This window comes from Burkholderia sp. AU33545, assembly GCF_020419685.1.
In the GTDB taxonomy this organism is placed as follows: Bacteria; Pseudomonadota; Gammaproteobacteria; order Burkholderiales; family Burkholderiaceae; genus Burkholderia; species Burkholderia diffusa.
This window is the reverse complement of record NZ_JAIZRQ010000002.1, coordinates 513,363-525,813: the sequence shown is the minus strand read 5'-3', so window position 1 is coordinate 525,813 and position 12,451 is coordinate 513,363. Positions and strand designations below refer to the sequence as shown.

Sequence of the window (12,451 nt, the reverse complement as noted above, 5' to 3'; positions counted from 1 at the left end):
GGAAGAGAAAACTCATGACGACACCCGAAGCCCAGCCGCGCATGACCGCGGTGGTTTGCCACGGCCCCGAGGATTACCGCGTCGAGCAGGTCGCGAAGCCGCGCGCGGGCGCGAACGAGCTCGTGATCCGCATCGCCGCGTGCGGGATCTGCGCGAGCGATTGCAAATGCTACACGGGCGCGAAAATGTTCTGGGGTGGCCCGAGCCCATGGGTAAAGGCGCCCGTGATTCCCGGCCACGAATTCTTCGGCTACGTGGAAGCGCTCGGCGACGGCGCGGCCGAGCATTTCGGCGTCGCACTGGGCGACCGCGTGATCGCCGAGCAGATCGTGCCATGCGGGAAGTGCCGCTACTGCAAGTCGGGCCAATACTGGATGTGCGAGGTGCACAACATCTTCGGCTTCCAGCGCGAGGTCGCCGACGGCGGGATGGCCGAGTACATGCGCATTCCGCCGACGGCGATCGTGCACAGGATTCCGCTGGGTGTGTCGCTCGAGGATGCGGCGATCATCGAGCCGCTGTCGTGCGCGATCCATACCGTGAATCGTGGCGACCTTCAGCTCGACGACGTCGTGGTGATCGCGGGCGCGGGCCCGCTCGGCCTGATGATGACGCAGGTCGCGCACCTGAAGACGCCGAAGAAGCTCGTCGTGATCGACCTGATCGACGAGCGGCTCGAACTCGCGCGGCAATACGGCGCGGACGTGACGATCAATCCGACGCGCGACGATGCGCGCGAGATCGTCCGCGTGCTGACCGACGGCTACGGATGCGACGTGTACATCGAGACGACCGGCGCGCCGGTCGGCGTGAACCAGGGGCTGGAACTGATCCGCAAGCTCGGCCGGTTCGTCGAGTTCAGCGTGTTCGGCGAGGACACGACCGCCGACTGGTCGATCATCGGCGATCGCAAGGAGCTCGACGTGCGCGGTGCGCATCTGGGGCCATATTGCTATCCGGTCGCGATCGACCTGCTCGCGCGCGGACTCGTCACGTCGAAAGGCATCGTCACGCACGGCTTCGCGCTGGAGGACTGGGACGAAGCGATCCGCGTCGCGAAGTCGCCCGAATCGATCAAGGTGCTGCTGAAGCCGGCGCGTTGAACGACGGCTCGTGCGATCCCTCACCGGAGACACCATGGAATACGTGATAGGCGTCGACATCGGCACGCAGAGCACCAAGGCGCTGCTCGTCGACCGGCATGGCACGATCGTCGCGCGCCGTTCGGCCGGCTACCAGCCCGACACGCCGCGCCCGCTGTGGGCCGAGCAGTGGCCGCAGGTGTGGTTCGATGCGGTGCTCGACTGCATCGCGGGCTGCGTGAGCGACGCGCGCGCGCACGGCGTGCCGGCCGACGCGATCCGCGCCATGTGCGTGAGCAGCCTGTACGGCGGCTCCGGCATTCCGGTCGACAGCGACATGCGGCCGCTGCACCCGTGCCTGATCTGGATGGACCGGCGCGCGACCGCGGAGGTCGACTGGGTGAACGAGAACGTGAACGTCGAGCGGCTGCGCGTGATCACAGGCAACGGCGTCGACAGCTACTACGGGTTCACCAAGATGCTGTGGCTGCGCGAGCAGCGCCCTGATGTGTGGGCAAATGTGCGTTATTTCCTGCCGCCGAACGCGTACGTGATCTATCTGTTGACCGGCGAAGTCGCGGTCGACCACAGTTCGGCCGGCAACATCGGCGGCGTGTACGACGTCGCGCGCCGCGAGTGGTCCGACGATGCACTCGACATGCTCGGCATCCCCGCGACCATGATGCCCGAGCGGCTCGTCGAATCGACCGACGTCGTCGGCGGGCTGCTGTCGCAATGGACGGAACGGCTCGGCCTGCCGGCCGGCACGCCGGTCGTCGCGGGCGGCGTGGATGCGGCCGTCGCGACCTTCGCGGCCGGTGCGACGCGCGCCGGCCAGCATGTCGCGATGATCGGCACCAGCATGTGCTGGGGCTACGTGAACCAGCACGTCGATGCGCGGCACGGGCTCGTCAGCATGCCGCACGTGTTCAACGGTCAGCGCGACCTGTACGTGTTCGGCGGCGCGATCACGGCCGGTGCATCGGTCGCGTGGTTCCGGGAACAGTTCTGTCATGCGGAGATCGATGCGGCGCGATTGCTGCCGCACGGCGACCCGCACGTGCTGCTCGAGGAAGCGGCCGAAAGCGTGCCGCCCGGCGCGGACGGCGTGCTGTTCCTGCCGTACCTGATGGGCGAACGCAGCCCGGTGTGGGACGCGAAGGCGAGCGGCGCATTCGTCGGACTGAGCCTCGCGCACACGCGCGCGCACCTGTATCGCGCGGTGCTCGAAGGCGTCGCGTTCGCGCTGCGGCACAACATCGAGGCCGGCCGGCGCGGCGCGGTGGCGCTGGACGACCGGTTGATCGTCGTCGGCGGCGCCGCGCATTCGGCGCTGTGGATGCAGATCATCGCGGATGTGACCGGTTTTCCGGTATGGACGATCGAGCAGGACGTCGAAGCCGCGATGGGCGCCGCGTTGCTCGCGGGCGTCGGCGCGGGGCTGGTGTCGCACGGCGACGCGCAGGGCGGCTGGGTCACGCTCGTCGAACGCGCGCGTCCCGATGCCGCGCGCGCGAATGCGTATGCGGCGTGCTTCGCGCTTTATACGGCGTTGTATCCGGCACTCAAGCCGATCATGCACGAACTGCGCGCGTCATCATGAAGGCACGATTCGATTTCAGCGGTGCGCGAGTGCTCGTCACCGGTGCGTCGAGCGGGATCGGGCGCGCTTGCGCGGTTGCGCTGGCCCATGCAGGCGCGCGGGTCGTCGCGGCGGGGCGCGATGTGGCCGCGCTCGATTCGCTTGCGGGCGAGATCGCATGCGAAACCTTGCGCATCGATATCGGCGGCGACGAACACGCGATCGATGCGGCGCTCGCCGTGCATGATGCGTTCGACGGGCTCGTCAATTGCGCGGGGATCGCGTCGCTCGAACCGGCGCTCGAGGTGAGTGCGGCGCACTTCGATCGCGTGATGGCCGTCAATGCGCGCGGCGCGGCGCTGGTTGCGCGGGCCGTCGCGCGGAAGATGATCGAACGCGCGGGGCGCGGCGCGGCATGCGCGCGGGGCAGTATCGTCAACGTATCGAGCCAGGCCGCGCTCGTCGGCCTGCCGGCGCATCTGAGCTATTGCGCATCGAAGGCGGCGCTCGATGCGGTGACGCGTGTGCTCTGCATCGAACTCGGCGCGCACGGAATCCGCGTGAACAGCGTGAACCCGACCGTTACGCTCACGCCGATGGCGCAGTTCGCGTGGAGCGAGCCGGAGAAGCGCGCGCCGATGCTCGCGGCGATTCCGCTCGGGCGATTCGCGGAACCGGACGAGGTGGTTGAGCCGATCCTGTTCCTGCTCAGCGACGCGGCGTCGATGATCAGCGGCGTGTCGCTGGCGATCGACGGCGGGTATACGGCGCGGTAGCGGGCGCAAGCGGCGGCACTCGCACGGCAGGTGGCCGTGCGCTTGTCGGGGCGAATGCCTGAGCAGGTCCGATGGCACGGGCGGACGCCGGCTAGACCGGGTCCTTGCTCGGCGGTCCGTCGGGTTGCTGCGGGTTGTCGTGAGGATGCCCCGGTGGCGGTGGCGACAACGGATCGTCTTCCGGATCGCGGTTCGGGTCGGCCGGGGGCTCGGGCATCGGGGTCGTGTGGTCCATGGGAAACTCGCGTAATGCGTGGCGGCGGTGGCGCGGCGGGCGTGCCTCGTCTCCGTTATAGGCAATCGGGCGGGTGTTTGCAGCGGGATTCTCGCAGCGGCATGCGGATTGCCGGCGATATGCGAGCCTCTGCAGGTATCGCGCCGGATCGCGCGAAGGCCGGCATCCACGATGTGCGGCGCGGCCGGGGCGTTCCGATGTCAGCGCAGATCCGCAGGCGTGTCGACGTCGCGAAGGATGCCGGGATCGTCGACGTCGAGCAGGTTCACCGACGCGCTGGCGAATAGCGCGCGGGCGCCCGTATCGCCGTCGAGCGCGGCGAGCGCATCGTAATGGTGCGCGGCGAAGCCGACCGGATGACCGCGTACGCCGCGATGGATGGGGGCGACGATCGACGCGTCATCGGCGTCGAGCGCGCGCGTGAGCATTTCGTAGGTAGATGCCGCGATCCACGGCATGTCGCCGAGCGCGACCAGCCAGCTGGTTGCTTCCGGCGTCGCACGGACACCGGCCGCGAGGCTCGCGCCCATGCCGCGCATCGCGTCGGGCGCGTAGACGACCTGGCAGCCGGCTTCGTTCAGCAGAATCGCGAGTTTCTCCGCGCCGGGGCGCACGACGGCGATCACGTCGGCCGTGGCCCCGGCGAGGCGACGGGCAGCCGCGACCGCAACCGGCGTGCCGTCGGGAAGCAGCGCGAGCAGCTTGCTGTGCAGACCGCTTGGGTCGAAGCGTTGACCGAGACCGCCGGCGAGCAGGACGCCGGTGGCGAGTGACGCATAGGACATCGGCGCGGGGGGAGGAAGGCAGGTGGGCCGATTGTGCGGGAGTGGGCGGGGATCGGCAAGTGCGGATGTTACCGATGCGTGCGCATTGCCGCCGGAAAGAATGTCCGCGGGCAGCTTCGTCGAGCAGAGTGTGCTCGACGGGGCTGGATATGGCGAGCGATTCGCTTTGCATCACGAGGCAATCGCGGTCGTAGCGCTGCCAATGCCACTATTCGCGTGGTAATGCGTGAAACCGGTATGGGGCGGTGCGTTGATCGATAGCGGACGGTTTCGCAAGAGCGTCGCCATCGGTTCGGTCAGACGAATCGCCTGTCGACCGAAGTCCGGCTCCGTCGGTGCGTGATTTGGCCGACGGGTAGATGACGGTCACCAAAGCGTCTTCACGTGCGCATACGCACGAATCTTTTCGTCGCGCGTGACGAGCGGCGCGCCGAGCCGCCGCGCGGTGGCGACGATCATGCGATCGGCCGGATCCTTGTGGAACGTGCCGGGCAGGGCGGTGGACTTCGCGGCGATGTCGGCGTCGACCGGCACGAAGCGCATGCCGTCGATTTGCGCGACCGTCGCGAGCCACGCATCGACGTCCATCGTCAGCGCGAGGCGTTCGTTGCGCACCAGCATCGCGATTTCCCATGCGGAGATCGCGGACGCGGCGAGCGTGCCTTCGCCGCGCGCGCGATCGATTGCGCTGCGGGCCTTCTTGCTGAGCGACGGATCGCCCGCTACCCACCACACCAATGCATGCGTATCCAGCACGATCACCGCGACGCCTCCCAATCATCTTCCGCAATCGGATCGAGAGGATTGTCGTAGCGCATGACCGAGCCGCGCAATATGTCCAATGGCTGGGCTTCGCTCGCGTGATACGGCCGGATTTCCAGCGTCGGCTTGCCGTGGTCGGTAACGATGAGGCTTTCGCCCGACGCCTCGACGAGCCGGAAGTATTCGAGTGCGCGGGCCTTGAATTCGGATTTCGATACGGGAGCGTGCGGCATCATGATATGAGCATGGTCATTTGACGATGGTCATTTTAGATCGGCGTGGCGACCTGATGCAAGCGACGAGCGGGACGGTCTCGGCCGACGTTTTCCGTCGTGGCACGGCTTTACCGGAGATCGCCGACGGGCGATGCAGCAAGCGGTCGGTCGCGCGACCGGCAACGCAGTGCCTGATTGTCCAGGTTGCATGCGCACGAGCTTTCGGAGGCTCGGGGAGATGCGGCGCGATCGGGACGCGCTCGACAGGGCAAGCAGAGCCCGTCAGAACAAGGCGCTGCCCGACCTGGATACGGTGAGTCGCGGCGAACGCCAGGAATTCCGACGCCGCTATCGCGGTGCTCACCCGAACCCGACGTGCCACAGGGGAAATGGCGGAACTTCGCGCGATTGTGCAGGCAGGTTGGAACGAATGAGTGGATGGATCGCATTGAGTGGCGCTCCCTCACCGCGGTGAAGAATGAGCGCCACAGAATGAACCGCAGTCCGTCAACTAGTCGTGATTGATATATTGCACTGGTAGTAACCGGTCTGTCGGCCTTCGCGCCCAACAATTACGAAGCGAATCCCGCATGTGGCTTGTCCTTTGCGGCCTGCGGTAGATTTCCAGTGCCATAGTTTTATATTGTTATTCACGGTTGGCTCACTCGGGTTTTCTGGGTTCGGGGTGAGCGTTGTTCCGTTAAGCGACTCTAATTGTGGCTGGGTGATTACTTCGTCAGTGCCGACGAAATCATAAATTTCGCATGGGTCACCAAGACCAATTGCAGAGGCCCGCCAATAGACCGGATCCGGTGAATTGAAAGAAAGGTTGTTATCCTTGGCACTCTGGCCGCTTCCGGCAATGGAAACATGCGAGGGGTCCACCGTAGAAGGATTGGAAGCGCTATTGTTGAATCCAACCGATTTTACGATCGCCTCCGTGTCGATTGCTAACAAAACGTCGATCACATCCGTGTGCATAATCGTCTCCTTAAAATGGATGCGCCGAAATCGCCAGGCAGGATTTCGGCATCATGCAATTTCCACCGATTGGCGCTAATTCTTAATGTCTAATTGTCATACCATAAGAACATAGCTCAAATTCGGAGGGCATGCTATCTCGATTTTGTAACGTCGGATATGTAATCGATTACGCTGCCAACGCTCGGGCGCTACTCGCGTGCATGCGCATTAATTTCTACCGAAAAGCCACCCTAAGCATCCGCCCACTTCCTCAACAGGTTGTGATAAATCCCCGTCAGTGAAATGACCATCGGATCCTTCGCGCCTTTTTCCGCCGACAACGTCTGAATCTGCGTATCGAGCTGGAACAGCAGCGTGCGATCGCCGTCGTCGCGCACCATGCTCTGGATCCAGAAGAACGACGCGACACGTTCGCCGCGCGTTACGGGCGTCACCCGATGCAGGCTCGACGCCGGATACAGCACGAGATCGCCCGCCGGCAGCTTCGCGCGATGCACGCCATATGTATCTTCCACGCACAGCTCGCCGCCGTCATACGCGTGCGGTTCCTCGAGAAACAACGTCGCCGACAGGTCGCTGCGCACGCGAAAATCCGTACCGCGCAGCAGCCGGATCGCGTTGTCGACATGCGTGCCGAATGCCTCGCCGCCTTCGTAGCGATTGAACAGCGGCGGAAACACCTTGAGCGGCAGCGCCGCCGAAAAGAACAGCGGATGCCGGGCCAGCGCATCCTGGATCGCATCGCCGACCGCGCGCGCGACCGGCGAACCTTCCGGCAACTGCCGGTTGCGTTTCGCGAGCGCCGACTGCGTGCCGGACGTTGCGTTGCCGTCGACCCAGTCGACGGCATCGAGCATTTCGCGGCATTGCGCGACCTGCGCCTTGGTCAGCACGCCGGGGATCTGAAGCATCATGATTCGGACTCCATGTCATGAGACGGCAGCTGCAGCGCCGCCGCGCGCAACGCATCGAGCGGCGACGACGCGAGATACGCGCGCATCTTCGCGACGAATGCGGGGGTGGCGGTGGCCGGCACGCGCGCGAGCCAGACGCGGGCTTCGTCAACGCGCCCGCGATCGGCGAGCAGCCGTGCGTAGTTGAACTGGCCGCGAAAATCACCGGCCTCGGCGGCGCGGCGATAGTGGTCGAACGCGGCGTCGACATCGACGGCCACGACCCAGCCGTCCTCGTAGAAGCCGCCGATCAGGTTGATCGATTTCGCATGGCCGAGCGCAGCGGCGCGGCGAAACCAGTCGAGCGCGGCGGCGCGATCCTCGGCGATGCCGTTGCCGAGCGCGAGCGCCGTCGCATGGTTGTACATGCCCCAGTCGAGGCCGGCCTGCGCGGCGAGCCGGTACCAGTACACGGCCACCGGTGCGCATGCGGCCGTACCCCAGCCGAACTCGTAGCAGCGGCCGAGCATGTTCATCGCCATCGGGTGACCGGCTCGTGCCGCATGCCGGAACCAGCCGAATGCGGCGGCCGGATCGCGCGCGACGCCGCGCCCGTCGAGCAGGTACTGGCCGTAGACGGCTTGCGCGTCGACGATCCCGTTTTCGGCGGCTGCCGCGACCCACGCCGCGGCGCGCTCGGGCGGCCCCGCCAGGATGTCGGCGAACGCGCGCGGCGACACCGACGCGAGCGCCTTCAGCGAGACGGTCTCCATCGATCAGTAGCGCGCGTTCAGCGTGACGAACGCGGAGCGGCCCGGCGCGATCGACGCATAGTGCGCCGGATACGCCTGATCGAAATACGTGCGGTTGAACAGGTTGTTCACGTTCAGTTGCAGATCGAGCTTCTTGTTGATCCGGTATTGCGCCATCGCGTCGAAGCGCCAGTACGACGGCACCGCACGCAGGTTCGCGGGATCGCCGAACACTTCCGACATGTAGAACGCGCCGCCGCCGACGGTGAACTTCGGCGTCACGTCGTAGTTCGACCACATCGTCAGGCTGTGCTTCGGCGTATTGGGGAACCGGTGGCCGTTGTTCGCGGCATCCTTGCCGTTGTCGCGCAGCTCGCTCTTCATGTACGTATAGCCGCCGAACACCTGCCACTGCTTCGTGATCTGGCCCGCGACACCGAGTTCGAGACCCTGCACGCGCTTGTTGCCGACCATCGCGTACTGGTTGTTCGGCAGCGTCACGCGCGCGTTCGTCGTGTCGATCTGGAACAGCGCGGCGGTCAGCGACAGCTTGTCGTCGAGCACGTTCCACTTCGTGCCGAGTTCGATGCTGCGGTTCTTCTCGGGCGACAGCTGATCGGCGTTCGCCCCGACGCCGCCGCGACCGGGTGTGAGCGACTGCGTTTCGCTGCCTTCGCCGAGCAGCATGCCGGCCGGCGTCGACGACGTCGCATACGACGCGTAGACGCTGCCGTTCCGCGCGGGCTTGAACACGACGCCGGCCTGCCAGTTCACGAGCGTGTCGTCGCGCGTGTAGGTCTTGCCGCCGTTCGCCCTGGTGTCGGTGAAGCGGGTCGAGTAGTCGTCGACGCGCACGCCGGCGTTCACTTGCCAGCGCGGCGTGAGCTCGATCGTGTCGAAGCCGTAGATCGACTTGGTCGTGGTTCGCGCATGCGCATAGTCGTTGTTGCGCGTGACGGAACCGGCCCACGGATCGTTCGGGTTCGGCGACCACAGGCTCGTGCAGTTGTAGCCGGACGGCGCGCCGATGCCTTTCTGACAGATCGTGCCCTTGTCGGTCGCGACCGTGTACGAATCGCGCTTGCCCCATTCGCGCGACAGCTCGATGCCGGTCGTGAAGCTGTGCTTGAACGGGCCGGTGCGGAATTCGCCGAACAGTTCGGTCAGGTTCGCGAGGCTGTTGATCGAGCTGTTGCGGTTGTTGTTGCGGCGCCAGACCTTGCCGTTGACCACGTTGCCCTGGCTGTCGTCGGGCTGCGTCCAGATGTAGTCCTGCGTCGATTCCGTGTAGCGCGTGGTGTTGCGCATCGTCAGGTTCGGCGTGATGTCGTGCTCGATCCTGATCGTGCTGATGTCCGACGTGGTCTTGCGGAAGTCGCGGTCGATCAGGCCGTAGAAGTTGTGGCGGTCGACGGGCGCCGGATGGATCGTGTCGACGTTCGCGGGCTTGTTCGCCGTCGTGTAGAAGTACGGAATGCCGCCGTCGGGCAGGTCGTCGGTCGACAGGTGGTAGTAGCTCGCGGTCACGCGCGTCGGCGTGCCGAGACCGAACGCGATCGACGGCGCAACACCCCAGCGCTCGTTGTTGACGGCGTCGCGGCCGGCGACGTCGTTGTTGTGGCTCATCAGGTTCAGGCGGAACGCCGCGTGATCGGCGAACTGCCAGTTGCCGTCGGCGGTGAAGCGGCGGTAGCGGTCGGTGCCGAGGCCGGCGCTCGCGGCAGCCGTCGTCCCGAGGTGCGGCGCTTTCGTGATCAGGTTGATGCTGCCGCCCGCGCCGCCGCGGCCGCCGTATGCGCCGTCGGAGCCCTTGGTGATCTCGACGCGCTCGGTGTTGAAGATCTCGCGCGTGGTCGCGCCCGTGTCGCGCAGCCCGTCGACGAACATGCTGCCTTGCGTGTCGTAGCCGCGGATGAACGGACGATCGCCGAGCGGGTTGCCGCCTTCGCCGGCGCCGAACGTGATGCCCGGCACGGTGCGCAGCGCTTCGGTCAGCGTCGCCGCACCGCTGTTCTGGATCAGCTCTTGCGGGATCACGGTCACGGACTTCGGCGTGTCGACGAGCGGTGCGGTGAATTTCGTGGATGCGGAGAAGTCGGCCTTGTAGCTGTGCTCGGTCTTGCCCTGGACCTCGATCGGCGCGAGATGGCCTTCGGTGCTGACCGGTGCGGGCGGCGGCGTGCCGTCGGCGAACGCCGGGCTCGCGGCGAGCACGCTGCACAGGGTGGTGAATTTGCCGAGCTTCAGCTCTTCAGGACGGGACTTCATGATGCGCTTCGACCTCGCGGTGTGGCCCCCGGAACGACGCGCCACGGGAATGTGCACGCCGTCGGGAATTATTACGATTTGGTTTCAGGCGGCATTCTATGTAATTTCTAAGTAAATGAGAAGCGTTCTTGTTTGCATTTGTGATGAGAGTGTTGACGAATGTTGCAGAGGGTTTGAACGCTTGCGGGGCGGGCAGGATGGTCGAATCGGTCTCGCAGAAATGCGATTCGCCGTGGCGGCGTGGTGGTGTTGCCGGAAGGGCGGAGGCGGGACTGGCTGCACCAGAGCATCGAGGAGCGCATCGTGCCGCTGTTTCGCGGCCTGGTCCTGGCGTTCGCTGATGCAGCCAGCAAAGCATATGCGAGCCTTCGTGCGAAGGCTCGTGCGACGGGCAACGCGCTGGCATCGGCCAATAGCTTTATCGCCACGACGGCCGCAGCGAACGGCTTGATCGTGGCCACACGCGACGTCGCGACGTCGCGCCGTTCGCAGCGGCGGGCTTGTGCGTGATCGACCCCGCGGGCCAGCTGACGCGGGGGCCGGCCGCTCCCGCATTATCCGCATCGAAAATGAAAAACGCGCCGTGCAAGGCGGCGCGTCGTATGCGTTACTTCTGTGCGCGGCCCTTGAGCCGAAGCAGTCTCAGGACCGGACGGGCGCGACACTGGATGCGGGTCAATCGATCCCGTGAAACACCGCATCCTCCGGCCCGAGGTACGCCGGTGGGCGCCACGTCGCGTCGCGCATCGAGTGTTGAACCAGATTCTCAACGCCGAGCAGCACCGCGAAGATCGCCATTCGCACCGGAATGCCGTTGTCGGTTTGCCGGAAGATCGCGAGGCGCGGATCGCGGTTCAGGTCGACCGACAGGTCGTTCGCGCCGGGCCGGCTGTCGCGCGGCAGCGGGTGCATGATCAGCGTGTCGGGTTTGCAGACGGAGTCGACGAGCGCCTGGTTGATCTGGAAATCCGGCGTGTAGCCTTCGAACGACTCGTCGGTGAAACGCTCCTTCTGGATCCGCGTCGCGTAGACGACGTCCGCACCGCGCAGCCCGGCCGCGAGGTCGTTCGTCTGCTCGATCACGTGGCCGTTCGTCGCGATCTGGTCGATGATGTACGCGGGCATTTCGAGCGTCGGCGGCGACACGAGCGTGAACTTCAGCCCGCGGTACAGTGCGAGCAGCTTGACGAGCGAGTGCACGGTGCGGCCGTATTTCAGGTCGCCGACGAGCGCGATATGCGCGCCGTCGACGATCTTGCCGAGCCGCGAGAACTCGCGCTGGATCGTATAGAGATCGAGGAGCGCCTGGCTCGGGTGCTCGCCCGGGCCGTCGCCGCCGTTGATCACCGGCAGGTTGGTCGCGCGCGCGAACTCCGCAACCGAGCCTTTCTCCGGGTGGCGGATCACGAGCGCGTCGACGTAGCCGGCCATCACGCGGCTCGTGTCATAGATCGATTCGCCCTTGGCCATCGACGAGAACGTGAAGCCGGTCGTGTCGCATACCGAGCCGCCGAGCCGGCAGAATGCTGCGCCGAACGACACGCGGGTGCGCGTGCTGGCCTCGAAGAACAGGTTGCCGAGCACGGCGCCTTCGAGCACGCGGGAGATCTTGTGGCGGCGCGCGATCGGCTGCATCACGTCGGCGACGCGGAACAGCGCCTCGACCGAATCGCGGGAGAACTGGTCCACGGAAATCAGCTGCGGCTTGCCTTCGAACAGGAATTGCTTCGCGAGCCCCTGCTTTTCTACGCTTTGCGTATAGTCCCCGCCATCCGGTGCCGGGCGTTCGACGATTTCCGACACGAATCGCTCGACGATCTCGGGCATGCCGCGCGATTCCTGCGAATCGTCGGGCAACAGCCACGTGTCCAGCGCACGGCGGCTGACGCCGATGCGGTTCGCGAACGCTTCGCGGGTCATGTTGAGGCGGCGCATCGCGTCGCGCAGGAAGGCTTGCTGGGGAACGGTCATCGGCGGCACCTGATGAGAAATATACGCGGTGCGTATATTAGTTCGAGGCCGGCCGAAGTCAAGGAAAATCTGCGCGAGGGCCCGTGTGGCCTGCGTCACGCCGGCCCGGCGAACACTGGCGCGCGGCGGCTGTCTCCGTATAATCA

General features: G+C 65.7%; 12 protein-coding genes and 1 pseudogene. 4 read left to right on the top strand and 9 right to left on the bottom strand.

Annotated features, from left to right (window positions below; genetic code table 11):
* Nucleotides 1–14: 14 nt before the first annotated feature.
* Genes LGM71_RS08250 through LGM71_RS08240 form a run of 3 tightly spaced genes read left to right on the top strand, consistent with a single transcriptional unit; the run spans nt 15 to nt 3,440 of the window.
* The gene (locus LGM71_RS08250) at nt 15–1,103 is read left to right on the top strand and encodes an alcohol dehydrogenase catalytic domain-containing protein (RefSeq protein ID WP_226114588.1); all 1,089 of its coding nucleotides are present in this window, start codon (nt 15–17) and stop codon (nt 1,101–1,103) included.
* A gap of 34 nt (nt 1,104–1,137) precedes the next feature.
* A complete protein-coding gene (locus tag LGM71_RS08245) occupies nt 1,138–2,685 on the top strand; it encodes an FGGY-family carbohydrate kinase (RefSeq protein ID WP_226114587.1) in 1,548 nt (515 codons plus the stop codon).
* Nucleotides 2,682–3,440 carry an SDR family oxidoreductase gene (locus tag LGM71_RS08240; protein WP_124901271.1) on the top strand — a complete coding sequence of 253 codons (759 nt, stop codon included), beginning with the start codon at nt 2,682–2,684 and terminating at the stop codon, nt 3,438–3,440. Before LGM71_RS08245 ends, LGM71_RS08240 begins: the two co-directional genes overlap by 4 nt.
* A 91-nt stretch (nt 3,441–3,531) precedes the next feature.
* Here LGM71_RS08240 and LGM71_RS08235 read toward each other — a convergent pair whose 3' ends face one another.
* The 8 genes from LGM71_RS08235 to LGM71_RS08200 form a co-directional block, all read right to left on the bottom strand.
* On the bottom strand, nt 3,532–3,675 hold the full coding sequence (locus tag LGM71_RS08235; protein WP_006752960.1) for a hypothetical protein: 144 nt from the start codon (nt 3,673–3,675) through the stop codon (nt 3,532–3,534).
* A gap of 200 nt (nt 3,676–3,875) precedes the next feature.
* On the bottom strand, nt 3,876–4,460 hold the full coding sequence (locus LGM71_RS08230; protein WP_226114586.1) for an NTP transferase domain-containing protein: 585 nt from the start codon (nt 4,458–4,460) through the stop codon (nt 3,876–3,878).
* A gap of 366 nt (nt 4,461–4,826) precedes the next feature.
* A complete protein-coding gene (locus tag LGM71_RS08225; RefSeq protein ID WP_006759143.1) occupies nt 4,827–5,222 on the bottom strand; it encodes a type II toxin-antitoxin system VapC family toxin in 396 nt (131 codons plus the stop codon).
* Nucleotides 5,219–5,458: a type II toxin-antitoxin system Phd/YefM family antitoxin gene (locus tag LGM71_RS08220; RefSeq protein ID WP_124628195.1), complete on the bottom strand. Its 240-nt coding sequence runs from the start codon at nt 5,456–5,458 to the stop codon at nt 5,219–5,221. Before LGM71_RS08220 ends, LGM71_RS08225 begins: the two co-directional genes overlap by 4 nt.
* Before the next feature lie 486 nt (nt 5,459–5,944).
* Nucleotides 5,945–6,418, bottom strand: a complete 474-nt coding sequence (locus LGM71_RS08215) for an AidA/PixA family protein (RefSeq protein ID WP_226114585.1) — start codon at nt 6,416–6,418, stop codon at nt 5,945–5,947.
* Between the two features lie 233 nt (nt 6,419–6,651).
* Entirely contained in the window at nt 6,652–7,335 is a 684-nt protein-coding gene (locus LGM71_RS08210) for a Fe2+-dependent dioxygenase (RefSeq protein WP_124628199.1), read from the bottom strand.
* Nucleotides 7,332–8,087, bottom strand: a complete 756-nt coding sequence (locus tag LGM71_RS08205) for a tetratricopeptide repeat protein (protein ID WP_226114584.1) — start codon at nt 8,085–8,087, stop codon at nt 7,332–7,334. Before LGM71_RS08205 ends, LGM71_RS08210 begins: the two co-directional genes overlap by 4 nt.
* Nucleotides 8,088–8,090: 3 nt before the next feature.
* On the bottom strand, nt 8,091–10,334 hold the full coding sequence (locus LGM71_RS08200; protein WP_059600057.1) for a TonB-dependent receptor: 2,244 nt from the start codon (nt 10,332–10,334) through the stop codon (nt 8,091–8,093).
* Between the two features lie 231 nt (nt 10,335–10,565).
* Here LGM71_RS08200 and LGM71_RS08195 point away from each other — a divergent pair.
* Nucleotides 10,566–10,852, top strand: a pseudogene (locus LGM71_RS08195) (VapC toxin family PIN domain ribonuclease); the annotation flags it as partial.
* A 157-nt stretch (nt 10,853–11,009) separates the two neighbouring features.
* On the opposite strand, the gene LGM71_RS08190 reads toward LGM71_RS08195, so the two are convergent.
* The gene (locus LGM71_RS08190) at nt 11,010–12,305 is read right to left on the bottom strand and encodes an aspartate carbamoyltransferase (protein ID WP_059526663.1); all 1,296 of its coding nucleotides are present in this window, start codon (nt 12,303–12,305) and stop codon (nt 11,010–11,012) included.
* Between the last annotated feature and the right edge of the window lie 146 nt (nt 12,306–12,451).